Here is a 24,067-nt window from a genome sequence, read left to right on the forward strand (position 1 = left end):
GATTGCAGCTATTCCAACTGAGTGTGATAAAAGCAGCAAAAAGAAGCTGCTGTCAATGCCTCTGCATTCTGACAACAGCTTCTGTCCTGATTCCCAGTCACGCCGCATCCAGCGCTTCCTGAGGTATTTCCACCTCCACCGCTTCGCCACGTGATTTTACGGTAACAGCCAGCTCAAATTTATCAATGTTCAATGTCTGGCCTGTACCTGCCTCGGCAGTTAGATCTGACATCATCTTTTCCATAAGCTGTTTCATATCAATTCTGGTCCGGATGATTTCTTTATCTTTCTTGTCAACATATAAATCCAGATTTACTTTTTCATCATTCACCTGGAAATCTCCCAACACATCTTCCTGACCCGGGACCTGACTGGCCATATCAAACAGACTGTTCAGCACCTCACCGCCTATGGATGCGTGGATCACATAGCACTCAGTGGAATTTTCATTGTCCAGCTCCAGCGTCTCCTCGGTCATGGACAGAGACTCCTCCTGGATTCCCTGATAGAGTTCCTGGCCGGTGAACACAAGAGCACCCATATTACCGCTGGAAGCATCCATCTCCGTCTTCTGCCATTCCTCCCCGTTTTTTGTATACGTGATGTATTTGTCTTCACTCTTCACCGTATAACTCTCAATGGGGACCGGAATCTGCATGGACATGATCTGCATATTCAATTCTCCGTCCATGCGCATACGCTCTTCCTGGAACTCCATATCTGCATCCATATCCATCTGAATAGCAGACTCCTGCACGTCACCAAGCAGCTCCTGCGCCTCCTCAAGAGGCACTGCAGCCTTAAAGTTCATGGTCATGTGAAGTTTCCCTGATTTGAACTGTTTCTGATTGGAAATCACTTCTTTCAGAAGTTCTTCCGGGGACTGCTCCTTTGCCTGCTCTTTGCCCTGCCCGCATCCTGCCAAAAGCAGAAGCGGTACCAGCACAGCCAGACATAGCTTTCTGAATTTTCCTTTCAAATTTTTCCCCCTTTACAATTTAGAATAACCGTACCCGTTTACAATGGCATCCAGTTTCTGGCCTGTTTTACACATGGGGCATTCACTGGCTTTGTGCGTCTGATAATTCGGAACATCTTTTTTATAGAACACAGCATTGATATCCAGCCCTGCTACTTTATTCACTGCGCTGAAGATTGCAGACACACCCTGAATGGTACCGCCGTAATAGAGAATACTCTCCATACATTTCCGCAGTGTCTCACCGGTTGTAATAGATCCCATCAGGATCACAACATTCCTGTTCCGTACCATATGCTGAATATTGTCGCGGAACATTAGCTGTCCGTTACCGTTAAATTCCGGGGTTACAATATAAATAGTTTTGTGCGCATTCATGGACAGAACACCGGCCTTTGCCAGCTCCTCCGCCAGAAATGCACCCACCACCTCCAGCCCGTCCAGACAGATGATCGAGTCCACAGGTGTGGAAGTCTCATATTTGGTGGAAAGATATTTTGCAATCCTGGAAGCCTCCGCACATCGTGTTTTCATTGTCGTCATCTCCAGATAATGACTGATGTGGGACTGCGGGGTTGCAAAATGTCCCGGAATCACCTTTAACTGAATTTTCTCATCACCGGATGCATATACCTTAAACATTCTTTCTTCCATTTCCATAAATCATACCTCCTCTTATGAATCCCCAATTACTTTTTTTATATGCTTATTATACCATACTCCTTTTGAGGAAAAAAGAGAAGATTTCTGAAAATAGGTATTTTTTAACAAAATTGTGACTGTTCATTTCGCCTTCCAAAACGCTTTTCGCCACACAATTACCAGTATGGTATATCCGGAAAATTGGTGATCACAACATCCACGCCGGCTTTCTCCATCTGCCGGAAGCGTTCTTTTGTGTTCACGGTCCACACATGCAGAGGCAGCTTCTCCTCCCTGCACTGTTCCAGAAAACCGGGATGCTGCAAATGCGCATATATAGGATGAAGCGCATCCACACCCAGACGTTTCCCATAAGCAGGTGCATCCACGATTCCATCCTCAAAAAGCATTCCTGTGCGCGTTCCGGGATTTTTCTTTTTTATCTCCAGCAGCGTATAGTGGTTAAAGGAAGAATATAAAACCTTTTCCTCCATCCCCATACGTGCCGCAAGGTCCAGCACCTTATCCACCAGACCCTCATAAAATACAATACTGGTTTTCAGCTCCACATTCACAAGCATATCTTCTTTTTTCATAAGTTCATACACTTCTTTCAGTGTAGGAATCCTGGCACTTCCCTGTTCCGGAAAAGTCTTATTAAAGTTCAGCTTCCGCAGTTCTTTCAGTGCATAGTCCTTCACCCATCCTGTACCGTTGCTGACCCTTTCCAGCTTCTCATCGTGGATCACCACGATCTCTCCGTCTTTGGTAAGCTGCACATCCAGCTCAATACCATCTGCTTTACGCCGCACCGCTTCGGAAAACGCCTCCATGGTATTTTCCGGTGCATACCCTGATGCCCCTCTGTGCGCCCAGATTTTCATTTTCTTCATAGCCTGCCCCTTGATTTTAAATTAATATTCGTCTTCCTCATCCACATTCTCATCCGCATAGGAGTGTTCCCCATAAAATTCTCTGCCCACCACATTTTTCCTCTGTCTGCTGTCCTCCACCAGTTCAGAGAGCAGGGAACGCACCTTCTTAGGCTCAGAAATATTCTTCAGCACAATCTCAGGATTGCTGTCCACCTTGGTCTTCACGATCAAATCCCCGGTCCCAAAGATTTTACCTGTCAGAGTCTGTACCATCGTCACATCCACGATCCTATACAAAAGAGTTTCATCCAGGGTAGTTTTCAAAAGTCCGGCTTCTATCATCAGTCTCTCATTCTCTATATAATATTTCGTAAATGACCATGGAAACCACATAAAATGCTTCCGGTCTTCCCATATCAGATTATCACCCATTGTGTGACCTCCTTATTATTTATACGTTTCAGTATAATATGAATCCAAAAGAATGACAAGGGATTGTTTCGGGTAAGATAAAGGGACGGGATAAGGCGGGAGAGGACGGGGAGAGGGAAGGGATTTGTGCCTGCTCAAGGCTGCACAAATCCCTTCCCCCACCACCCACTTCCTTCCGTCCGCCCTAAACATACAAAAAGCAGGCACCACCACCGTGATGCCCGCCATTTATTTTCCAAGAAACTATCAATTAGTTCTCTGCATCTCCATACAGAGTAACCAGTTTCTTCAGATATTCATATCTTTCCTTAGCCTGTTTCTCATTCAGAGCGAAGAGTTTAGCAGCCTTTTCAGGATTGGAACGTTTCAGAGAATTGTAACGAACCTCTCCATCCAGGAATGCCTGGTAATCTTCTGTCGGCTCTTTGGAATCCAGAGTGAATTTGCTTTCTGCTTCCGGATTGAAGCGGAAGTTGTGCCAGTATCCGGATTTAACAGCCAGTTCTTCCTCTGTCTGTGCTTTGCTCATGCCTTTCTTGATACCGTGGTTGATACACGGAGCGTAAGCGATAATCAGGGATGGTCCCGGATATGCCTCAGCCTCAGCAATTGCTTTTACAGTCTGGTTGAAGTCTGCGCCCATGGAAATCTGAGCAACATATACATAACCATAGCTCATAGCAATGGAAGCAAGGTCTTTCTTCTTCACTTCTTTACCACCTGCAGCGAACTGTGCAATAGCACCTGTCGGAGTAGCTTTAGAAGACTGTCCGCCAGTGTTGGAATAAACCTCTGTATCGAATACCATAATGTTGATGTCTTTTCCACTTGCTAATACGTGGTCAACACCGCCGAATCCGATATCGTAAGCCCATCCGTCACCACCGAATACCCACTGGGATTTCTTAGCCAGGAAGTCTTTTTTCTTAACGATATCTTTGCAGGTATCGCAGTCGATTCCTTCCAGAGCTGCAACCAGTTTGTCAGTAGCTGCACCGTTGGTAGCACCGCAGTTGTAGGTATCTAACCATTCTTTGCATGCTGCTTTTACTTCTTCAGAAGCTTCTGCACTTGCCATTACAGATTCTACTTTTTCTTTTAAGCCGCCGCGAATCGCGTTCTGAGCCAGTAACATACCGTAACCAAACTCTGCGTTGTCCTCGAATAAGGAGTTATCCCATGCAGGACCCTGTCCTTTTGCGTTTACAGTGTACGGTGTAGACGGTGAGGAGTTACCCCAGATAGAGGAACATCCTGTTGCGTTTGCAATGTACATTCTGTCACCAAACAGCTGAGTAATCAGTTTTGCGTATGGTGTCTCACCACAACCTGCACAAGCGCCTGAGAACTCAAGCAGAGGCTGTTTGAACTGAGAACCTTTTACAGTTGTCTCTTTGAATTTTGCAACAACATCTTCTTTGACCGGAAGAGATACTGCGTAATCAAAGAATTTCTGAGATTCCACATTTGCTTCCATGTTCTCCATAACAAGGGCTTTTGCACCTTTCTTGCCTGGGCAGACATTTGCACAGGAACCGCATCCGGTACAGTCAAGAGCGGATACTGCGATAGCAAATTTATATTCTTTCATACCAGTCATGTCAAGAGCTGCCGGAGCATTTGCTGCCTCAGCTTCTGTCATAGCAACCGGACGGATAGATGCATGCGGGCAAACGTATGCACAACGGTTACACTGGATACAGTTTTCCGGCTGCCATACCGGGATATTTACTGCAATACCACGTTTCTCGTAAGCAGATGTTCCGGATGGAGTAGTACCGTCAACATATTCTGTAAATGCAGATACCGGCAGGGAGTTACCTTCCTGAGCTGTAACTTTAGCCTGAACGTTATTAACGAAGTCTACAACTTCTTTTCTTCCGTTCTCAGCATGAGTCAGGTCAAGACCTTCGTCTGCTGCAGATTTCCAGCTTTCCGGAACCTGAACTTCAACGATCTGTTTTGCACCTTCATCGATAGCTGCCCAGTTCTTAGCAACTACGTCATCTCCTTTACGTCCGTATGTAGCTTTTGCAGCAGCTTTCATTAAGTCGATAGCCTGAGCTTCCGGAATGATGTCTGCCAGTTTAAAGAATGCGGACTGCAGGATTGTATTGATACGAGTCGGGCCCATGCCGGTCTCAATACCGATCTTAACACCGTCGATCACATAGAATTTGATGTTGTGGTTAGCGATGAAAGCTTTTACCTGTCCCGGTAAATGTTTTTCCAGACCTTCCATGTCCCAAGGACAGTTCAGCAGGAATGTACCGCCGTCTACCAATTCCTGAACCATGTTGTATTTTCTTACATAGGACGGATTATGGCATGCAACGAAGTTTGCTTTCTTGATCAGGTATGTAGATTTAATCGGCTTTTTACCAAAACGCAGGTGAGACATTGTAACACCGCCGGATTTCTTTGAATCATAGTCAAAGTAAGCCTGTGCGTACATATCTGTGTTATCACCGATGATTTTAATGGAGTTCTTGTTAGCACCTACTGTACCGTCAGCGCCCAGACCCCAGAATTTACAGTTGATGGTTCCTTCCGGTGTTGTAACGATAGGAGTACCAACTTCCAGAGACAGATTTGTAACGTCATCCACGATACCGACTGTGAATTTTTTCTTCTCTGTGTTCTCATATACAGCAACGATCTGAGCCGGTGTAGTGTCTTTGGAACCTAAACCGTAACGTCCTGTCATAATCGGAACTGCATCGAATTTGCTTCCTTTTAATGCAGCAACAACGTCTAAGTATAAAGGCTCACCCAGAGATCCCGGTTCTTTTGTTCTGTCTAAAACAGTGATCTGTTTTACAGTTTCCGGAATAGCTTCGATCAATGCGTCAGCACAGAACGGTCTGTACAGGCGAACTTTTACAACACCGACTTTTTTGCCGGCTGCCAGTAAGTAATCGATTGTCTCTTCAATTGTATCGTTTACAGAACCCATAGCAACGATTACGTGCTCAGCGTCTGCTGCTCCGTAGTAGTTGAACAGTTTGTAGTCTGTACCGATCTTAGCGTTTACTTTGTCCATGTATTCCTGAACGATTGCCGGTAAAGCATCGTAGTACGGATTACATGCTTCTCTTGCCTGGAAGAAAATGTCAGGGTTCTGAGCAGAACCTCTCTGGCACGGATGGTTAGGATTCAGTGCGCGTGCGCGGAATTCATCAACAGCGTCCATGTCTACCATCTCTTTTAAGTCTTCGTAATCCCATGTCTCGATCTTCTGAATCTCATGAGAAGTACGGAAACCGTCAAAGAAGTTGATAAACGGAACTTTACCTTTGATAGATGCCATATGAGCAACCGGTGTTAAGTCCATAACTTCCTGTACGGAAGATTCACAGAGCATAGCACATCCTGTCTGACGACATGCGTATACATCGGAATGGTCACCGAAAATTGACAGTGCGTGGCTTGCCAGTGCACGAGCAGATACGTTGAATACACCCGGTAACTGCTCACCAGCGATTTTATAAAGATTAGGGATCATTAACAGAAGACCCTGTGATGCGGTATATGTAGTAGTCAGGGCACCTGCTGCCAGGGATCCATGTACAGCACCTGCTGCACCAGCCTCAGACTGCATCTCAGTAACCTGTACTTCTTGTCCGAAAATGTTCTTTCTTCCCTGTGTTGCCCATTCGTCTGTAGCTTCTGCCATTACAGATGACGGGGTAATCGGGTAAATCGCTGCAACATCGGAAAATGCGTAAGACGCATGAGCCGCTGCATGATTACCATCCATGGTTTTCATCTTTCTAGCCATTTGTTTTTTTCCTCCTTGAAAATTGTTATAAACAATGTTCCACTTCGCTCCCCGAAGTCTATCAAAATTATATCACGATTCGCGAAGCATGTCCATTTTTTAACGAAAATAAGTCGAATGTTTTTCCAAAAAAACAAATCCTGACTACTCTTCTTCCATAATTTCTCGGATTGACCTTGAACCGAGCTCTTTCAGCAGGTTTTTCTGAATTCTGCACAGCTCTTTGTGTACCTTGCAGCCCTCCTCGTCCTGGTTTCTCACACAGGGTTTATCGGGATTCATACACTCGATCATGTAAAATTCAGGCTCAACCGCAAGGTAGATATCCAGCAGGGTGATCTGACCGATATCTTTTTTCAGAGCATACCCCCCGTTGCTTCCGCGGTAGCTCTTCACCAAATCTCCCTTTTCCAGTTTTTTGAGAATTTTATATACAAATGCAGGAGTCAGTTCCTCCTTTTCACATACCTGGTTCACGCAGAGTTTTTCTCCTCCGGCAAGTGCCCGGACGATCCGCACCGCGTAGTCGCATTCTCTTGTAATCAGCATTTTCCTGTGCTCCTTTCCTGTGCTCTCTGTGGTATTAACTCGCCATGCAAAGAGGCATAGCCGTCAGACACCAAGGTCTGCGGCAGTCATATCTGCCTGTCGTTTACTGTTCTCTTACTTATATTGCCAAACCGGCACCGGGCCGGGATTGCCCACTTTTTTCTTAACGCTGTTCATTATACCTTTGTATACTTAATTTATCAAGTATTTTAAAAGAAATGCTTGCAAATTCCACATTTTACTGTAAAATAGGAAGAGATTACGCAAAGAAAATTGTGAAATTTTTATAAAGTGAGGGATTAACATGATTGCAGCAAATAATGTTACTTTACGAATCGGTAAAAAAGCACTGTTTGAAGACGTCAATATCAAATTTACGGAAGGAAACTGCTATGGTTTGATCGGTGCCAATGGTGCCGGCAAGTCTACATTTTTAAAGATTCTTTCCGGTCAGCTGGAGACAACCAGCGGTGATATCACCATAACACCGGGACAGCGTCTCTCCTTCCTTCAGCAGGACCACTTCAAATATGATGCTTATCCGGTACTTGACACAGTTATCATGGGCAACAAACGTCTGTATGACATCATGAAAGAAAAAGAGGCGATCTACGCCAAAGAGGATTTTTCCGATGAAGACGGAATCCGTGCCAGCGAGCTGGAAGGTGAGTTTGCCGAGATGAATGGCTGGGAAGCGGAATCTGACGCGGCACAGCTCTTAAACGGCCTTGGCATTGAGACAGACCTCCACTATTCCATCATGGGAGATCTGACCGGAAGCCAGAAAGTAAAAATTCTGCTTGCACAGGCTCTGTTCGGCAATCCTGATATTCTTCTTCTGGATGAGCCTACCAACCACCTGGACCTGGATGCCATCGAATGGCTGGAGGAGTTCCTGATCAACTTTGAGAATACTGTCATTGTAGTGTCCCATGACCGTTACTTTTTAAATAAGGTATGTACACATACCGCAGATATCGATTACGGTAAGATCCAGCTCTATGCCGGTAACTATGATTTCTGGTATGAGTCCAGCCAGCTTCTCATCAAACAGATGAAAGAAGCTAACCGAAAAAAAGAAGAAAAGATCAAAGAATTACAGGAGTTCATTTCAAGGTTCTCCGCCAATGCCTCCAAATCAAAACAGGCCACTTCCAGAAAACGTGCTCTGGAAAAAATCCAGCTGGATGAGATGCGTCCTTCCAGTCGAAAATACCCCTATATTGATTTCCGTCCCAACCGTGAAATCGGAAATGAAGTGTTAATGGTAGATGGTCTGTCAAAAACGATTGACGGCGTAAAAGTTTTGGACAACATATCTTTTACACTCGGTCATGACGACAAGGTTGCCTTTGTCGGCGGAAACGAGCAGGCGAAAACCGTACTCTTCAGAATCCTTATGGGTGAAATGGAACCGGATGAAGGAACCTATAAATGGGGCGTTACCACATCCCAGACCTATTTCCCGAAGGATAATACAGCAGAATTTGATAATGATTTGACAATTGCTGACTGGCTGACACAGTATTCTGAAATCAAAGATGCCACTTATGTACGCGGTTTCCTTGGACGTATGCTGTTTCCCGGTGAGGACGGCGTGAAGAAAGTCCGCATTCTTTCCGGAGGTGAAAAGGTAAGATGCCTTTTGTCCAAAATGATGATCTCCGGTGCCAATGTGCTGATCTTCGATGAGCCTACCAACCACCTGGATATGGAATCCATAACAGCACTGAATAATGGAATGATCAAGTTCCCCGGCGTTATTCTGTTTGCTTCCCACGATCACCAAATCGTACAGACCACAGCAAACCGTATTATGGAAATCCTTCCGAATGGCGTACTGATCGATAAGATCACAACTTATGATGAATATCTGGCAAGCGATGAAATGGCAAGAAAACGTCAGGTCTATACCATGACAGAAGAAGACAATTAAATCAATAAGAAAAGGAGGATTCCACTCTGCCCTTCAGAGAGAAATCCTCCTTTTTCTATAAACCGTTTATGGCAGCAAAACATAATTTCCCGCCAAATCTTCAAACGTATCCCGTTTTCTGATAAGACAGACCTCCCCGTCCTCTTTTACCAGAACCTCTGCCGGTCTAAGCCTTCCATTATAATTAGAACTCATAACATGACCGTAGGCGCCTGCATCCAATACACCGATAACATCTTTTTCCCTCATAGAGGGAAGCATTCTATCCTTTGCCAGAATGTCTCCACTCTCACAGATATTTCCTACAACAGTAACCCTCTCCTTCTTCCCAGACATTTCCACGCTTTTTCCATATACCTCAATCTCATGATATGAATCATATAATACAGGACGCATAAGAACATTAAACCCAATATCTGTACCGATATATTTATTCTCATGATTGTTTTTTACTGCAGTTACAGTCCCCAAAAGAACAGAGGATTCTGCCGTCACATAACGGCCGGGTTCCGCTCTGAATATGATCTCTCTTCCATATTCTTCTGCAAAACGGTACATGATCTCATCCAGCTCTTTTCCCAAATCCTTTAAATCCAGCCTCTTTTTCTTATCCTCTTTATGATAAGAGATACCGAATCCCCCGCCAAAATCCACAAATTCCAAATCAGGGAACTCCTTTGCGCAGTTCAGAATAGAATCTACACTCTTCAAATACTGCTCTTTATCCAGAAACAGAGAACCAATATGCTGATTCAGACCAATCAGAGCGAGGTTATGGCGGGCAAGTATCTCCTTCACTTCATGCAGCATTTCCGCATCAATTCCGAATTTCGTCTCCTTGCCTGCTGTCACAACTTTCTGGTGGTGTCCTGCACCGTGTCCCGGATTCAGACGAATGGCAACCTTTCCACCCGGATTCAGCCTGCCATACTGCTCCAGCTGAGACAGGGAATCCACACTGGTAGTCACTCCTGCCTCTATGGCATAGCACATCTCCTCCTCAGACACATTATTACAGATATAAAAAATCTGGTTCGGCTCATAACCTGCCATTTTTGCCAGATATATTTCTCCCGGTGACATGACATCCACCTCAAGGCCTTCTTCCTTGACAATCTGCAGAAGGGCCGGGTTAAAATTTGCCTTTATAGAATAATCAATTACAAAATGCGGATATGTCACCATTTGTTTCAATTCCCTGCACCGGGAACGCAAAATACCTTCATTATATACATAAACCGGACTGCCGTATTTGGCAGTCATCTGTTCTGGCTCCATAGTTCCAAAGAAGCCTGCTTCTCTCAGGTTGTGCTCCATAATCGCTTCTCCTTTTTACACTTTTCCATGCTTAATTCTTGACAAATTATATCCTATTCTTTATAATTTGTAAAATAAATTAATTGCATAGATATGATTCGTTTTTTCGATAGGAGTTCTTATGAATACAACGTCCCTTGAAACTTTTTTAGTGCTCAGTAAAATACGTAATTTCACAAAAGCTTCCGAAGCGCTTTTCGTAGCCCAGTCAACTGTCACAAACAGAATTGCCGAGTTGGAAAAAGAACTGGGACAGCCATTATTTATCCGCAGCTCAAGGAGCCTGAAACTGACAGAGGCCGGTATCAAATTTACAGATTACGCCAACCGTATAATCGCACTGGAGAAATCGGCTGTGGCTGCGCTGAACACCCAGGACTTTTCCGAGGAGAGTCTGCATATCGGTACCACCAACACCATTTATGAATGCCATCTGCGGACGCCTCTGCTTGACTATATGCAGGAACACAGGAAAGTAAATGCAAAGGTCACCATATCACATTCCATGGAACTTCTCCATGCACTTCAGGATGATCTGCTGGATTTTGCCTTTACTTATATCCCGCTGAAAAAGCAGGGATTTAACTGCCAGTGTTTCAAAAAAGATGAGCTGGTTCTTGTCTGCCGCTGCAGTGACACAACATACCAGAAGGGTATTACCAGGAAAGAGCTACCAAAACTGAACTACCTATTCTGCAATTTTGCCCTGCAGGAGGTAGGACTCTTTATCCGCCAACTCTTTCCTGACAATTACCAGTTTCCCTTTGAGATAGACAACAGTACAAAGCTTCTGGACTTTGTTCTGGCAGGACTGGGGTATAGTTTTCTTCCCCTGAGTCTTGTAAAAAAGGAGATTGAAGCCAACAGGCTCCGCGCTGTGCCCCTGCTGGATTTTGACTCACCTAAAATAAATAATTATCTCACCATGAAAGAGACTCTGAAGTTTCCCTTTACACTTTAAACGCATCTGTCCGGTCATCTGAACAGTTGCCTCTATACCACTTTTTTCTGCTGCTGTGCCAGACTGTCAAACTTATTTTCCAGCAGTACCAGTCTGGTCTCCAGTTGATTCACTTTCAGATGGTACAGCTCATTCGTCTGTGAAACACTCAGTGCCTCTGTAAATTTGCGGCTCAGATCCACATGATTCTCCGCAACGATTTTAATGTTGCGCTGAATTTCATTTTCTATGATACACTTGGTCTGCTCCAGATCACTCTTTACAATGGCAAGATCTTTTTCAAGATTATCAAGCCGTGTTTCAACCTTATTGAGCTGTACTTTTATTCCTCTTATGGATTCTTCTACCTGTTCAAATCTTTTATCAATCTGTCTGAACTTTTCATCTATCTGCTCGAACCGCTTATCAATCTGTTCAAACCTCTTATCAATCTGTTCAAACCTCTTATCAAACTGTTCAAACCTCTTATCCATCTGTTCAAATCTCTTATCGATCTGTTCAAACCGCGCTTCCGTTCTCTCTGTACTCTCGTCCAGACGTTTATTTACCTGTTCAAATCTTTCATTTACCTGCACATATAATGGCTGCAGCTTATTGTCAAACAACCTTTCCAGTGTATTGATATCTTCAGATGTAAATCCCATATCATATCCCCTTTCCAACGCGCATTCGCTGTCTTACCGGCATCCAGATCTTACTTACTGTCTGCCGCTGTGGACAGCCGGCTTTCATCCACAGACCGCGAAGTATCCGTAAGACCTGACTGCTTTACTTGTTATGCTGTATAGCTTATCATACAAGGGTGCAAATTTCTATTGACATTTTGCATATTTGCATTTTTTGTAGACAATGCGAAAATTTGCCCCTTTTCATTTTCTTAAATTTGTATCTATCTGCTGAAAATTTATTTTTGGGGGACATTTTTACATCTCTCTTCCGATTTTCTCTATTTTATGTCCATTCATCATTATATATTTTCACTATAAATTACCGAATACGCAGTGAGCGCAGTAAATGTGCAGGCCTGACTGACAGTTACAAATCACGTTTCATTGTTCCCGGTAAACCCGTACACCTCATAGGCTGTATACTCTTTATCAAAATGATACCCCAGTTTTTCCGCCAGCGCTGCCGAGGCAGGATTCTGGGCATCCCAGCTTGGATACATGCCTCTCTCCAGACAGTCAAGAATCAACTGTGCGGCACAGCACAGTGCCAGTCCCTTCCTTCTGTAATCCTGACGGGTATCCACCTCTATCTCAATCCCCTGCTTATATACGGTATAGGAGGATGCACCTGCCGCAAGAATATGCCGGTCCATGGCGGCGACCCCAAGCCCCCGCCTCCTGTAATCCTCATAATCCCTAAACTGTGAACACAGATCCGCAGACCAGGATTCACCCATAGCACGCCTGTAGATTTCGCCGTCTATTCTGTGCAGCGAAAATCCTTCCGGACAGTTCTTTACTATTTCCTCAAGTTTCTTTTTATCAAATACGTCCGGTTCTTTCCTGATCGCATAGCGTATCACTTTCTTGGAACATCCCCGGTAAACATCCTCTATCATATCCTCCCAATCTGCAGAAGGCGGTACCATAATGACAAACTCAGATTCCCTGTCATCCGGTTTATTCCGCACAAGCCGCGCAGAGGGATTTCCCGCAAAGAAACAAAAATCCCCGACTACAATCTGTGCAGACTGCGGATCCTCCTCTGTATCTGCATAAGCTCTTCCCATACAGTCCTGAAGACAGGACCAGATCAAAGTCTCCTCCCAGCCTGCAAATAAATCCGCAATTTTACTTTTATCCAAAATCTCCACTGCTTTTTCCATACATCTCTCTTTCCCACGCAGTATCTCTGCCTATTCCAGTCAAATCCGTCTCCGCCGCATAAAGTTATCTACCCATATATAAATACCGTGAACGGCAGAACACACACTCCCGCCGGGTCATCTGAGCCACTGGCGTGAATAACAGTTTTTACAGCTACCAGTATAACACATTCATAAATTTCATGTTGACATTTTCGACTCACCTGCATATAATAAATAGTTGTTTCTCACAACAGTTGTAATTTACAACTATTTTAAGGAGGCCGTTTTATGAATAACCATTTTGTCAGCATCATCAGGCGCTGTGAATTGTCATATGTAAGAGCCGAAATGGAAAAATACGGGCTAATTCCTCTGGAAGGCAGACTGATCCGTATCCTCAAGGACAAGAGCTGCAGCCAGGAGGAAATGGCCGAATATCTGAATCTGGATAAGGGCAGAATCGCCAAAAACCTGGCATCCCTGGAAGAAAAGGGGTTTATATGCCGCAGAGTCAATGAAAATGACAGGCGCCAGAAATTTGTATCCCTGACGGAGAAGGGAAAGGAAATCTATGAACATATCCGGGATATTTACAGATCCTGGGATGAAATCTGTTATACCGGCTTTTCCCAGGAGGAACAGCAAATACATCAGGACCACATCAAACGAATTGCAGCCAATGCAGTTGCATACAGAAAAAAAGGAGGAAGATAAATGGTAAAAAATCTGACGGAGGGAAAGCCTCTCAAGCTGCTTTTTTTCTTTGCCCTGCCCATGGTTATCGGAAACTTTTTCCAGCAGCTTTATAATATGGTAGATTCCATGGTAGTGGGAAAATTTGTAGGTGAGGATGCACTGGCCGCTGTAGGCTCCTCCTTCCCTGTTGTCTTTCTGGCTGTAGCCATCGCCGCGGGACTTTCCATGGGATGTACGGTTGTCATCTCCCAGCTCTTTGGGGCAGGTCAGATCCGGGAAATGAAGACAACCATTTCCACTGCTCTGATCGCATTGGGTGTGATCGGACTGGCTATTATGGCAGCCGGTGAGCTGGCAGCCGGTCCGCTTCTGAAGCTTCTGGGGACGGACGCTGATATCATGGCGGATTCTCTCACCTATCTGCGGATTTATTTTGGCGGAGCTGTCTTCCTCTTTCTTTACAATACTTTGAACGGTATCTACAATGCCCTTGGGGACAGCAATACTCCCCTTAAATTTCTAATGGTGTCAGCCCTTACAAACATTGGGCTTGATCTGCTGTTCGTGATCCGCTTCCATATGGGCGTGGCTGGTGTTGCCTGGGCGACCCTGATCGCGCAGGGCCTGTGTGCTGTAGTCTCCTTCTTTGTTCTGATCAAACGGATGAAGGATATGGAAAGTGAACCTGCTGCCGCGGATAAAAAGTTTGCTTTCTTTGAGGCAAATGCAGCCCGCAGAATTGCCCGTGTGGGTGTCCCCTCCATGCTGCAGCAGTCCATTGTGTCCCTGAGCATGATGTTCATGCAGGGACTGGTCAACTCTTACGGAAAGGTATTTGTAGCAGGCTATACGGCAGCCACAAAAATTGATACGCTTGCCATGATGCCCAACATGAACTTTTCAAATGCCATGTCAAGTTATACAGCACAAAATATCGGAGCAGGAAAAGACAAACGGGTTGTTCAGGGTTATAAAGCCTGTCTGCTCATGGTCCTGATATTTTCCCTTATCATCACCGGTATTATTTATCTCTTCGGACCGCAGCTTCTCAGTCTGTTCCTGAACAGCGGTTCTGAGGGCAGCGCTATGGGATACGGACTGAGATATATGAAGACCGTCTCTGTATTTTATGTATTAATGGGACTTATGTTTGTAGGCAACGGCCTTTTACGAGGTGCCGGAGATATGGGCGCCTTTATGTTAAGCTCCATGTCCAACCTGTTTTCCAGAGTTGCCATTGCATACCTGCTGGCCCATTTCATCGGTTCCAGCGCAATCTGGTGGTCTATTCCCATTGGCTGGGGAATCGGCGCCATCTTCTCCTTTATCCGCGTACAGAGCGGAAAATGGAAACTGAAAAAACTGGTGGACTGATCCTGTAAAAGCCGCAAACAAATCTCCGGTTCCCACAGAAAGATTTTCTCTGCCGAAACCGGAGATTTTATTAAACCACCATTCTGTTCTCTGTTTTTATCGAAGCGGCTTTCGCTGCCCCCAGCATTCCTGATGCATCGCCAAGCGATGCTGTAACGATCGTACACGCTTTTCTGGAAATCTCCAGTGCATGGGTATCCACAACTTCTCTCGCCTTTGACAGCAGGCGTTCTCCTGCCGCTGACATACCGCCTCCGATAATCACACACTCGGGATTATATAAATTTATCACATTTACAAGGCCGAATCCCAGAATCTCACCAGTCTCCTCCATGGCCTCCCTTGCAAGCTGATCCCCTTCATCAAAGGCTCTGGACACCATTTCTGCCGTGATCTCTTCCGGGTCCTTCACCCAGTCTGTAAGCACTGTCTTCTCTTTTGCCTCAATCTTTTCCTTTACTGTCCGCAGAAGCCCCAAAGCCGACACATAACGCCCCAGACAGCCCGAGCTTTTACAGCGGCATGGTCTGCCCTCCCGATACATATTCATATGGCCAATTTCACCCATGCTGCCGGTTGCACCGTACAAAATATGTCCGTCTATCATGACTCCTGCCCCTAAACCTGTCCCCAGTGTCAGAAGTACCACATTCTTTTTCCCCTTCCCCGCACCGAAATAACATTCCCCGTACAGATTTACGCGGACATCATTGTCAATAAATACCGGTATACCCAACCGTTCTTTAAACCATCCGGCAATGGGAACATTTTCCCATTGGGGAAAATTAGGTGAAAACAGGGAGATTCCCTTTTCTATATCCAAAAGCCCAGGAACCCCCATTCCCATGACCTCCACTTCCTCTGCCGCTGCTCCTGCTTTTAAGAGCAGCTCCCTGATATTATCTGCCATTCGCTGCAAAACGCCCTCAGAGCCCAGACTGACCATGGTCGGTGTCCTCTGTTCGGCCACCACAGAAAAATCTTTTGTGAACAGAGAGGTCTTGATATTCGTTCCTCCCAGATCCATACCAATTATATATTTTTTCATTCTATGTCCTTTCCGGCAATTCCCCGGCTGCCTCCGGCCGCAGCCCGTATTTCTGCAGAGCACAGTCTGCGCAGCACCACCTGCTATACATCTGATTATACATAACATACAGGTCAAAAACAATACTCCCACAGCAGATAAACCAATCGCTCTGGTACCTCGGGACTTTCATGCCTTTGCCCTGAAAACACCTCGCGGGACAGCGGAACATGAACAATTACCGAAAAAGCCGCCGCCAAAATTTCCGGCAGCGGCAGATATATTTCTACAGATCATCCACCAGCGCACTGCTCTTTGCATAAGCTGTGCTTCTGGCTTCAAAGAAGTCTGTCTTGATCAGATTCGCATTGCTGTACTGTCCCACCCAGCGCATGCTCTCCGGCTCCGTGTCATGGCCATCATAAATCCCTTCAAAGCCCAGACTGAAACAACGGAGGTTTCCCAGATATTTTATATAATCCCTGACCATCTCGCCGCTCAGTCCGGCAATATCCTCTCCGATCACATACGCTCCCCAGGCCATCTCCTCTTCACAGCCCTCTCTTATCATCTTCCGGTATATTTCCACTTTATCTGCCGTGAACATTTCCGGCTCCTCTTTTTTCAGTTCCATAAGGATATTCCGGAACAGCCACAGATGTGTGTTTTCGTCACGGTTGATATAACGGATCACCTGCGCAGTGCCCGGCATTTTGTGGTTTCTTCCCAGATTATAGAAAAACATAAAGCCGCTGTAGAAATAAATACCTTCCAGGATGTAATTGGCAACAATGGTCTTCATAAATGTAAACATATCTTTTTTCTGCTGGAAATCGTTGTACAGGCTGCCGATAAAAGTATTTCTTTTCAGAAGATGTGCATCATCCCTCCACTGATACAGAACCTCCGTGCGTTTTTGAGGTTCACAGATCGTATCCAGCATATAGCTGTAGCTCTGGCTGTGCACAGCCTCCTGAAAAGCCTGGATGGACAGACACAGATTCACCTCATTGGCTGTGACATATTCACTGACAGCCGGCAGATTGGCTGTCTGGATGCTGTCCAGAAAGACAAGGAAGGAGAGGATCTTGTCATAGGCCCGCCTCTCTTTTTGTGACAGTCCCGGATAGTCTCTCACATCCACATTCAAATTGATTTCTTCCGGAATCCAGAAATTGTTCATGGCCTGCCGGTACCAGTCACTGACCCAGGTATATTTCATGTTATTGAAATCATTTAAATTCGTTGTATTGCCGCCTACCATTCTGCGGTTCTGTATTTCCCAGTCACCCTGCGGATTGAACAGGGGTTTTTTCTTCATTTCCATCAGCTTGCACACACCTCGCATTCTTCTACTTCCAAACTCCTGGATCGGATATAATATATGGTCTTGACCCCCTTCTCCCAGGCAAGCAGATACAGGTTCAGCACCTGGCGGAAGGTATAGTCATTGGTGATATACAGGTTCATACTCTGTGCCTGGTCTATATGGCGCTGCCGGACCCCGCAGGCGCGGACAGACCATTCCTGTCCGATGTGATGAGCATTCTTGTAATACCAGTACGTGTCAGGATTCAGCTCCGGCGCCACGCGGGGCACAAGACCGTTCTTTTTCTCCTCCAAGAAATACCGGTTCATCACAGGGTCCACACCGGCTGTCGTTCCAGCGATCATGCTGGTACTGCTTGTGGGGGCAACCGCCAGAAGATAGCCGTTGCGCATCCCTCCGTTTTTTACCTGATCTTCCAGATAACGCCAGCGCTCTGAGACATAGGCCCGCTTTTCAAAATATGCACCGCTTTCCCACTCACTGCCCTGAAAATAAGCATAGCTGCCCTTTTCCCGGGCATTTTCACAGCTTGCTTTCACTGCCGCAAAATTGATATCCTCAAATATCCGGTCGACCATTTTCAAATGATCCTCACATTCCCAGAGGATCCCCTTCTTAGCCAGCATATGGTGATATCCGCTGACGCCCAGGCCAACCGGACGGTATTTCATATTATTGATCCTCGCGTAGGGAACCGGGAAGAAATTCAGGTCAATAACATTGTCCAGTGCCCTCATGGCACTTGCTGTGATCTCCTCTATCTCCTGTCTGTTATCCACATCAATTCTTCCCAGGGAAAGGCTTGCCAGATTACACACTACAAATTCTCCCGGCCGTGTGACCGTCACAACCACCGTCTCCCCGTCCACGACCTCCGTCCGCTGCTCCACCTGTTCAATGGGGCTCATATTCTGGGCGATCTCTGTGCAGAGGTTACTGCAGTAAATCATACCTTTGTGGCTGTTTGGATTTGCCTTATTGACCGTATCCCTGTTGAAGGTAAACGGGGTCCCTGTCTCCGCCGCGCTTCGGATGATCAGACGGATCAGTTCCTTAATGGGAATCACCCGTTTTTTTATCCTGCTGTCAGCCACACACTCCATGTATTTCCTTTCCCATTCCTGACCGAAAGCGTCCTCCAGGGCATACCCTTTCACCATAAGGATCTCGTGAGGGCACATGAGATACCAGTCTCCCTCTAAGTTTTCCTTTGCTGTCCTCCAGAACAGATCCGGATAGCAGACCGCCGGAAATACATCATGGGCTTTCATCCTGTCATCCCCGTTGTTTGTACGCAGATTCAGAAACTCCGGAAGGTCTCTGTGCCACGCATCCAGATACACTGCCACCGCTCCCTGCCGTACCCCAAGCTGGTCCACCGCGACAGCCGTATCATTTGCCAGCTTGATCCACCGGATCACACCCCCTGCTGCCCCTTCAAAACCGCGGATGTCGCTGCCTGCTGCCCGCACTTTTCCAAAATACAGTCCCATACCGCCGCCGAATTTGCTGACCTTTGCAAAATTGTCAATGCTGCGGTAAATCCCGTCCAGACTATCCGGCACTGTATCAATAAAGCAGGAAGAAAGCTGGTGATAGGGCTTTCTCGCATTGGAAAGCGTTGGCGTTGCCATAGTCACCTTAAGTGTGCTGAGCATATCATAGAACCGTAAAACCCACATATCCCTGTTTTTCTCTTCCAGCATGGCCAGATGCATGGCAATGCCGAGAAACATCTCCTGCACCGTTTCCAGCGGTACATTCTGACGGCTCCTTATCACATAGCGGTTTATCAGAAGCTCCAGACCGGAATAGTTGAACAGATGGTTTCTGTCCTCCTGCATGTAAGCTTCGTACCTGAGAATCTCTTCCTTTGAATAATTTTCCAGGATGTAGCTGCCATACAGGCCCATCTTGGTGAGACAATGGATCTTTTCGTAAAAATTGTGTATCCGGAAGTTTTCCAGTTCTCTCTCCAAACGGCGGGTAAACTGCAGATGCAGAATCCGTGCAGCAGCAAATTCCCAGAGAGGTGCCTCCTGGGTGGTCAGCTCTACTGCTGCTCTTTTCAGCAGATCCAAACGTTCCTCCACCTGGATGCCTTCCCGGTAAAAAGTCAGAAATTTGGCAAGCAGATGCTCCAGATGATAAACATGGTCCGTATATTCTCTCTGGATTTCCGTCAGAACCGTATCCAGTTCCTCCGCCTGTTCAAAATATTCCATGATCTTTCTTCTGGCTTCCCGCTTTTTGGCCCTCTCGTTTCTATATAATATGAAGCTTTTCAGCACCTCATAATAATTGAGCTCTGTGAGAGAGCGCTCCACGATGTCCTGGATCTGTTCCACCTGCAGCCGGCTGGACTGAAGGGGACAGTATTTTTTAATCTTATACTCCACCAGCTCCGTGACTTTTTCTATCTCTTCCTCTTTATATACCTGCCCCACACTTTTAAATGCCAGCAGGACCGCATTCTTTATTTTCTGTATATCATAGGGTTCTGCCTGTCCATTTCTTTTTATGATGATCATATTTTACTTCTGCCTCCTCTTCCCTATTCTGTCCACTGTGTTTTATTCTCATCCTGTCAGGGTATGAATCAGCGCGGCAAATGCACAGACCTGACCGAACAGTGACGAATTATTGATATTGTAACACAGAGAAGGCATATACTCAACCTTTTTACTCCAGTTTGTTTCTGGATATTATTACTTCTACAGCCCGCACAACAAAGGGATAAGAGCTCCTCTGTACCCCAGAGCAGCGCTTATCCCTTTATGAATCATTCTTTTACTGTCTTAACTGTCATAAGCAGTTCTCCTGCCTTGATCTCTTTCCCCTCTTTTACAAGGATTTGATCCATCTCTCCATCCATGAGGGCGATTACATTCGTCTCCATTTTCATTGCCTCAACTACTGCCAGAACCTGGTTTCTTTTGACTTTTTCTCCCTGTTTTACAAGTATCTTACTCACAAGTCCGGGTATGGAGGCACCCACATGGCTCAGGTCATTGGGGTCAGCCATTGGTATGGATTCCACAGTCACCTTGGCGCTCTTATCCTGCACGGAAACTTCCCTGCGAATGCCGTTCAGTTCAAAGAATACATTTCTGGTCCCGTCCGGGTTCAATTCGCTCTTGCCCAGATATTTTATGACAAGTGTTTTTCCGTCCTCTATCTCCACACGGTTTGTCTCCCCCTCGGCAAGTCCGTGAAAATACACATGGCTGCCCAGGCGGGTGATATAACCGTATTCTCTGCGGCTCTTTAAAAAGTCCTCTACAACCTTAGGATAAAAGCACCAGCTTATGACCATTCTCCAGTCCGGTTTCGGAACAAATTGTTTCAGTCTCTCTCTTGCCGCATCGAAATCCATGGGCAAAAGCAGTTCACCCGGACGGCATGTGATGGGTGTCTCTCCCTTCAGAACCACTCTCTGCAGTTCTTTTGGGAATCCCCAGCGTGGCTGCCCCATCATTCCCTTGAAATAGCTCACTGCAGAATCCGGGAAAGTCAGGTTTTCTCCGCGCTCCACAATATTTTCCGGTGTCAGATCATTCTGGACCATAAAAATTGCCATATCACCTACCATTTTTGAGGACGGCGTTACTTTTACAAGACCTCCCAGCATCTCATTGACCGTGCGGTACATCTCTTTTACTTCCTCAAACCTGTGTCCCAGGCCAAGGCTCTCCACCTGTGGTTTCAGATTGGTGTATTGGCCGCCGGGTATTTCATAGCGGTAAATATCTGTTGCGGGATATTTGATTCCTCCTTCAAAGGAGCGGTATCTCTCCCTCACGTCACTCCAGTAATCGGTCAGCTCCTGCAGACGTTCCAGAGACAGGCCGGTGTCTCTTTCCTGACCCCAAAGAGCTGCCACCAGGGAATTCATGGAAGGCTGGCTGGTGAGGGATGACATGCTGGAAACAGCCGTATCCACAATGTCCGCCCCGGCCTCCGCAGCCATGAGCAGCGCCGCGATCTGATTTCCGCTGGTGTCATGGGTGTGGAGATGGATGGGGAGACCCGTCTCCTCTTTCAGTGCTTTCACCAGCTTATGTGCAGCATAAGGCTTCAGAAGTCCTGACATATCCTTGATACAGAGAATATGGGCACCCCGCCGCTCCAGTTCTTTTGCCATCTCCGTATAGTATCCCAATGTGTATTTATCCTCTTTCGGGTCAGAGACATCCCCTGTATAACACAGTGTTGCCTCTGCGATCTTATTCTGGTTCAGCACTTCATCCATGGCGATTTCCATTCCCGGGATCCAGTTCAGGGAGTCAAAGATTCGGAATACATCTATTCCGCTTCTTGCTGCCTCTTTTACAAATTCCCGGATCAGGTTGTCGGGATAGTTGGTATATCCCACCGCATTTGCACCGCGCAGCAGCATCTGGAAGGGAATATTGGGTATTTTTTCCCTGAGCAGGTCAAGGCGTTCCCACGGAGATTCCTTCAGAAAACGGTAGGCCACATCAAAGGTGGCACCGCCCCACATTTCCAATGAAAAAGCATCTGCCAGTATCTCTGCAGTCCCCTCCGCGCCTTTTACCATATCGCGTGTTCTCACTCTGGTGGCAAGAAGGGACTGGTGTGCGTCCCGCATAGTGGTATCTGTAATAAGCAGCTTTTTCTGATCCAGCACCCACTGCTTTACCGCTTCGGGTCCCCGAGCATCCAGGATCTGTTTCAGACCGTCTTTCCTCGTTCCCGTTACCTTTGGAAAACGCGGCGGCTCATAGCGGTATTTTCCGGCTGTCGGGTCATTGACTACAATGTTGCCTATGTATTTCAGCATTTTTGTGGCCCGGTCCTGGGAACTCTTGATGGAGAACAGTTCCGGTGTCTCGTCAATGAATTTTGTATGGCATTTTCCTGTGCGGAACATGGGATGCATTAAGATATTTTCAATAAATCCGATATTGGTCTTCACACCGCGCACCCGTGTCTCGCTCAAAGCCCTGAGAGATTTGTTGCAGGCACCTTCAAAGGTATTGTCATGTGTGGTAACTTTTACGAGAAGACTGTCATAGTAGGGGGATATCTCTGCACCTGCGTAGGTATTTCCGCCGTCCAGACGTACACCGAATCCGCCTCCGGTCCGATATGCGGTCACCTTTCCGGTATCAGGGGCAAAATTGTTCTGCGGGTCCTCTGTGGTTACCCGGCATTGGATGGCATATCCATGCCGTTTTACATCCTCCTGCTTTTCAATCCCGATCTCCGGAGCTGCCAAGGTCTTTCCCTCAGCAATGAGTACCTGAGCACGGACAATATCAATATCTGTGACCATCTCTGTGACTGTGTGTTCCACCTGAATCCTGGGATTCATCTCGATAAAATAATATCCGCCCTTCCGGTCCACCAGAAACTCTACCGTCCCCGCATTTACATACCCAACTTCTTTTGCTATTTTCACTGCGTCTTCACAGATTTTTTCCCGTATATCCTGTGAAATGGCAAATGCAGGCGTAAATTCCACCACCTTCTGATAACGCCGCTGCAGAGAGCAGTCTCTCTCAAAAAGATGGACAATATTGCCGTACTGGTCTGCCAATATCTGTACTTCAATATGCTTTGGCTCCTCCAAAAATTTTTCTATGAAAATATCACCGCATCCAAAAGCCTTTAAAGCTTCACTCTGCACCAGCGGGAAGGTATCTCTCACTTCCTGTTCATCTGCGCACCGCCGCATGCCTCTTCCGCCGCCTCCTGCAGAAGCCTTCAGTATCACCGGAAAACCGTAAGATACTGCAAGCTCCACCGCCTCTTGGGCATCACGGATGGGCACTGTGGACCCCGGAACAGTAGGAACACCGCAGCGCTTTGCAATTTCCTTTGCGCTCAGCTTATCCCCCATCTGTTCCAGCACATGGGACGGCGGGCCGATAAAGGCAATGCCGCTCTCCTCACAGGCCCTGGCAAAGTCCGCATTCTCTGAGAGGAAACCATAGCCCGGATGAATGGCATCCACCTTATGCTTTTTGGCAATATCTATGATCATGCCGATATCCAGATATGCACCTAAAGGACTCTTATTCTCTCCTATCATGTAAGACTCGTCTGCTTTTGTCCGAAAGACGTTGTACTCATCTTCCTTAGAATAAATCGCAACGGTACTGCGCCCCAAATCGCAGCACGCCCTGAAAATACGGATGGCGATCTCTCCCCTGTTAGCTGCCATCACTTTCTTAAAGTTTTTGCCGCACCTTTCTTTTTCCATACCTTTCCTCCTGTTTTTTGACCATAACGTGATTTGTTTCCGGTTTTGTCTTTCTATTAAAGGCATTTGTCTGTTTACGAAAGACAAAAATATTTATTTCCACTATACTCTATTTAAAATGAA

Annotated in this window: 17 protein-coding genes; 4 read left to right on the plus strand and 13 right to left on the minus strand. The window is 46.2% G+C overall.

Features of this window, described 5'->3' with window-relative positions:
- Nucleotides 1-97: 97 nt before the first annotated feature.
- The 6 genes from V8Q34_RS22895 to V8Q34_RS22920 form a co-directional block, all read right to left on the minus strand.
- Nucleotides 98-979: a hypothetical protein gene (locus tag V8Q34_RS22895; protein ID WP_335836409.1), complete on the minus strand. Its 882-nt coding sequence runs from the start codon at nt 977-979 to the stop codon at nt 98-100.
- 12 nt (nt 980-991) lie between these two features.
- Nucleotides 992-1,633 carry a phosphoribosyltransferase gene (locus V8Q34_RS22900; RefSeq protein WP_054353466.1) on the minus strand — a complete coding sequence of 214 codons (642 nt, stop codon included), beginning with the start codon at nt 1,631-1,633 and terminating at the stop codon, nt 992-994.
- A 164-nt stretch (nt 1,634-1,797) separates the two neighbouring features.
- Complete coding sequence (locus V8Q34_RS22905; protein WP_335836410.1) at nt 1,798-2,514, minus strand: glycerophosphodiester phosphodiesterase; 717 nt, start codon at nt 2,512-2,514, stop codon at nt 1,798-1,800.
- Between the two features lie 21 nt (nt 2,515-2,535).
- A complete protein-coding gene (locus V8Q34_RS22910) occupies nt 2,536-2,928 on the minus strand; it encodes a PH domain-containing protein (RefSeq protein ID WP_033144042.1) in 393 nt (130 codons plus the stop codon).
- Nucleotides 2,929-3,178: 250 nt separating this feature from the next.
- The gene (nifJ, locus tag V8Q34_RS22915; protein WP_033144041.1) at nt 3,179-6,709 is read right to left on the minus strand and encodes a pyruvate:ferredoxin (flavodoxin) oxidoreductase; all 3,531 of its coding nucleotides are present in this window, start codon (nt 6,707-6,709) and stop codon (nt 3,179-3,181) included.
- A gap of 144 nt (nt 6,710-6,853) precedes the next feature.
- On the minus strand, nt 6,854-7,258 hold the full coding sequence (locus tag V8Q34_RS22920; RefSeq protein WP_033144040.1) for an RrF2 family transcriptional regulator: 405 nt from the start codon (nt 7,256-7,258) through the stop codon (nt 6,854-6,856).
- Nucleotides 7,259-7,562: 304 nt separating this feature from the next.
- Between V8Q34_RS22920 and V8Q34_RS22925 the strand changes: the two genes are divergently transcribed.
- The gene (locus V8Q34_RS22925) at nt 7,563-9,194 is read left to right on the plus strand and encodes an ABC-F family ATP-binding cassette domain-containing protein (RefSeq protein ID WP_033144039.1); all 1,632 of its coding nucleotides are present in this window, start codon (nt 7,563-7,565) and stop codon (nt 9,192-9,194) included.
- A 66-nt stretch (nt 9,195-9,260) separates the two neighbouring features.
- On the opposite strand, the gene lysA is transcribed toward V8Q34_RS22925, so the two are convergent.
- The gene (gene lysA, locus V8Q34_RS22930; protein WP_033144038.1) at nt 9,261-10,511 is read right to left on the minus strand and encodes a diaminopimelate decarboxylase; all 1,251 of its coding nucleotides are present in this window, start codon (nt 10,509-10,511) and stop codon (nt 9,261-9,263) included.
- A gap of 121 nt (nt 10,512-10,632) precedes the next feature.
- Here lysA and V8Q34_RS22935 point away from each other — a divergent pair, with 121 nt between their 5' ends.
- Complete coding sequence (locus V8Q34_RS22935) at nt 10,633-11,472, plus strand: LysR family transcriptional regulator (protein ID WP_256139396.1); 840 nt, start codon at nt 10,633-10,635, stop codon at nt 11,470-11,472.
- A 32-nt stretch (nt 11,473-11,504) separates the two neighbouring features.
- On the opposite strand, the gene V8Q34_RS22940 is transcribed toward V8Q34_RS22935, so the two are convergent.
- Nucleotides 11,505-12,116: a hypothetical protein gene (locus V8Q34_RS22940; protein ID WP_256139395.1), complete on the minus strand. Its 612-nt coding sequence runs from the start codon at nt 12,114-12,116 to the stop codon at nt 11,505-11,507.
- Nucleotides 12,117-12,514: 398 nt separating this feature from the next.
- Complete coding sequence (locus tag V8Q34_RS22945; protein ID WP_335836411.1) at nt 12,515-13,306, minus strand: GNAT family N-acetyltransferase; 792 nt, start codon at nt 13,304-13,306, stop codon at nt 12,515-12,517.
- A gap of 270 nt (nt 13,307-13,576) precedes the next feature.
- Here V8Q34_RS22945 and V8Q34_RS22950 point away from each other — a divergent pair, with 270 nt between their 5' ends.
- The gene (locus V8Q34_RS22950) at nt 13,577-14,002 is read left to right on the plus strand and encodes a MarR family winged helix-turn-helix transcriptional regulator (protein WP_335836412.1); all 426 of its coding nucleotides are present in this window, start codon (nt 13,577-13,579) and stop codon (nt 14,000-14,002) included.
- Entirely contained in the window at nt 14,003-15,358 is a 1,356-nt protein-coding gene (locus V8Q34_RS22955; RefSeq protein WP_033144034.1) for an MATE family efflux transporter, read from the plus strand.
- A 70-nt stretch (nt 15,359-15,428) separates the two neighbouring features.
- Here the strand turns inward: V8Q34_RS22955 and V8Q34_RS22960 are convergent, their stop codons facing one another.
- The 4 genes from V8Q34_RS22960 to V8Q34_RS22975 all read right to left on the minus strand — a co-directional run bounded on the left by V8Q34_RS22960 (nt 15,429) and on the right by V8Q34_RS22975 (nt 23,944).
- Nucleotides 15,429-16,406 carry an ROK family protein gene (locus V8Q34_RS22960; protein ID WP_103731958.1) on the minus strand — a complete coding sequence of 326 codons (978 nt, stop codon included), beginning with the start codon at nt 16,404-16,406 and terminating at the stop codon, nt 15,429-15,431.
- Between the two features lie 265 nt (nt 16,407-16,671).
- A complete protein-coding gene (locus tag V8Q34_RS22965; RefSeq protein ID WP_054353324.1) occupies nt 16,672-17,715 on the minus strand; it encodes a ribonucleotide-diphosphate reductase subunit beta in 1,044 nt (347 codons plus the stop codon).
- Nucleotides 17,712-20,246, minus strand: coding sequence for a ribonucleoside-diphosphate reductase subunit alpha (locus V8Q34_RS22970; RefSeq protein WP_335836413.1), 2,535 nt, complete (start codon nt 20,244-20,246; stop codon nt 17,712-17,714). The genes V8Q34_RS22965 and V8Q34_RS22970 overlap by 4 nt, the downstream gene beginning before the upstream one ends.
- 251 nt (nt 20,247-20,497) lie before the next feature.
- Nucleotides 20,498-23,944 carry a pyruvate carboxylase gene (locus tag V8Q34_RS22975; RefSeq protein WP_227210549.1) on the minus strand — a complete coding sequence of 1,149 codons (3,447 nt, stop codon included), beginning with the start codon at nt 23,942-23,944 and terminating at the stop codon, nt 20,498-20,500.
- Between the last annotated feature and the right edge of the window lie 123 nt (nt 23,945-24,067).

This window comes from Blautia sp. JLR.GB0024, from assembly GCF_037000545.1.
In the GTDB taxonomy this organism is placed as follows: domain Bacteria; phylum Bacillota; class Clostridia; order Lachnospirales; family Lachnospiraceae; genus Blautia; species Blautia celeris.

Excerpts from the sequence above, each read along its gene's own strand:
- V8Q34_RS22900 (WP_054353466.1), bottom strand. The coding sequence starts at position 1,633 with ATGGAAGAAAGAATGTTTAAGGTATATGCATCCGGTGATGAGAAAATT.
- V8Q34_RS22905 (WP_335836410.1), bottom strand. The coding sequence starts at position 2,514 with ATGAAGAAAATGAAAATCTGGGCGCACAGAGGGGCATCAGGGTATGCA.
- V8Q34_RS22910 (WP_033144042.1), bottom strand. The coding sequence starts at position 2,928 with ATGGGTGATAATCTGATATGGGAAGACCGGAAGCATTTTATGTGGTTT.
- nifJ (WP_033144041.1), bottom strand. The coding sequence starts at position 6,709 with ATGGCTAGAAAGATGAAAACCATGGATGGTAATCATGCAGCGGCTCAT.
- V8Q34_RS22920 (WP_033144040.1), bottom strand. The coding sequence starts at position 7,258 with ATGCTGATTACAAGAGAATGCGACTACGCGGTGCGGATCGTCCGGGCA.
- V8Q34_RS22925 (WP_033144039.1), top strand. The coding sequence starts at position 7,563 with ATGATTGCAGCAAATAATGTTACTTTACGAATCGGTAAAAAAGCACTG.
- lysA (WP_033144038.1), bottom strand. The coding sequence starts at position 10,511 with ATGGAGCACAACCTGAGAGAAGCAGGCTTCTTTGGAACTATGGAGCCA.
- V8Q34_RS22935 (WP_256139396.1), top strand. The coding sequence starts at position 10,633 with ATGAATACAACGTCCCTTGAAACTTTTTTAGTGCTCAGTAAAATACGT.
- V8Q34_RS22940 (WP_256139395.1), bottom strand. The coding sequence starts at position 12,116 with ATGGGATTTACATCTGAAGATATCAATACACTGGAAAGGTTGTTTGAC.
- V8Q34_RS22945 (WP_335836411.1), bottom strand. The coding sequence starts at position 13,306 with ATGGAAAAAGCAGTGGAGATTTTGGATAAAAGTAAAATTGCGGATTTA.
- V8Q34_RS22950 (WP_335836412.1), top strand. The coding sequence starts at position 13,577 with ATGAATAACCATTTTGTCAGCATCATCAGGCGCTGTGAATTGTCATAT.
- V8Q34_RS22955 (WP_033144034.1), top strand. The coding sequence starts at position 14,003 with ATGGTAAAAAATCTGACGGAGGGAAAGCCTCTCAAGCTGCTTTTTTTC.
- V8Q34_RS22960 (WP_103731958.1), bottom strand. The coding sequence starts at position 16,406 with ATGAAAAAATATATAATTGGTATGGATCTGGGAGGAACGAATATCAAG.
- V8Q34_RS22970 (WP_335836413.1), bottom strand. The coding sequence starts at position 20,246 with ATGATCATCATAAAAAGAAATGGACAGGCAGAACCCTATGATATACAG.
- V8Q34_RS22975 (WP_227210549.1), bottom strand. The coding sequence starts at position 23,944 with ATGGAAAAAGAAAGGTGCGGCAAAAACTTTAAGAAAGTGATGGCAGCT.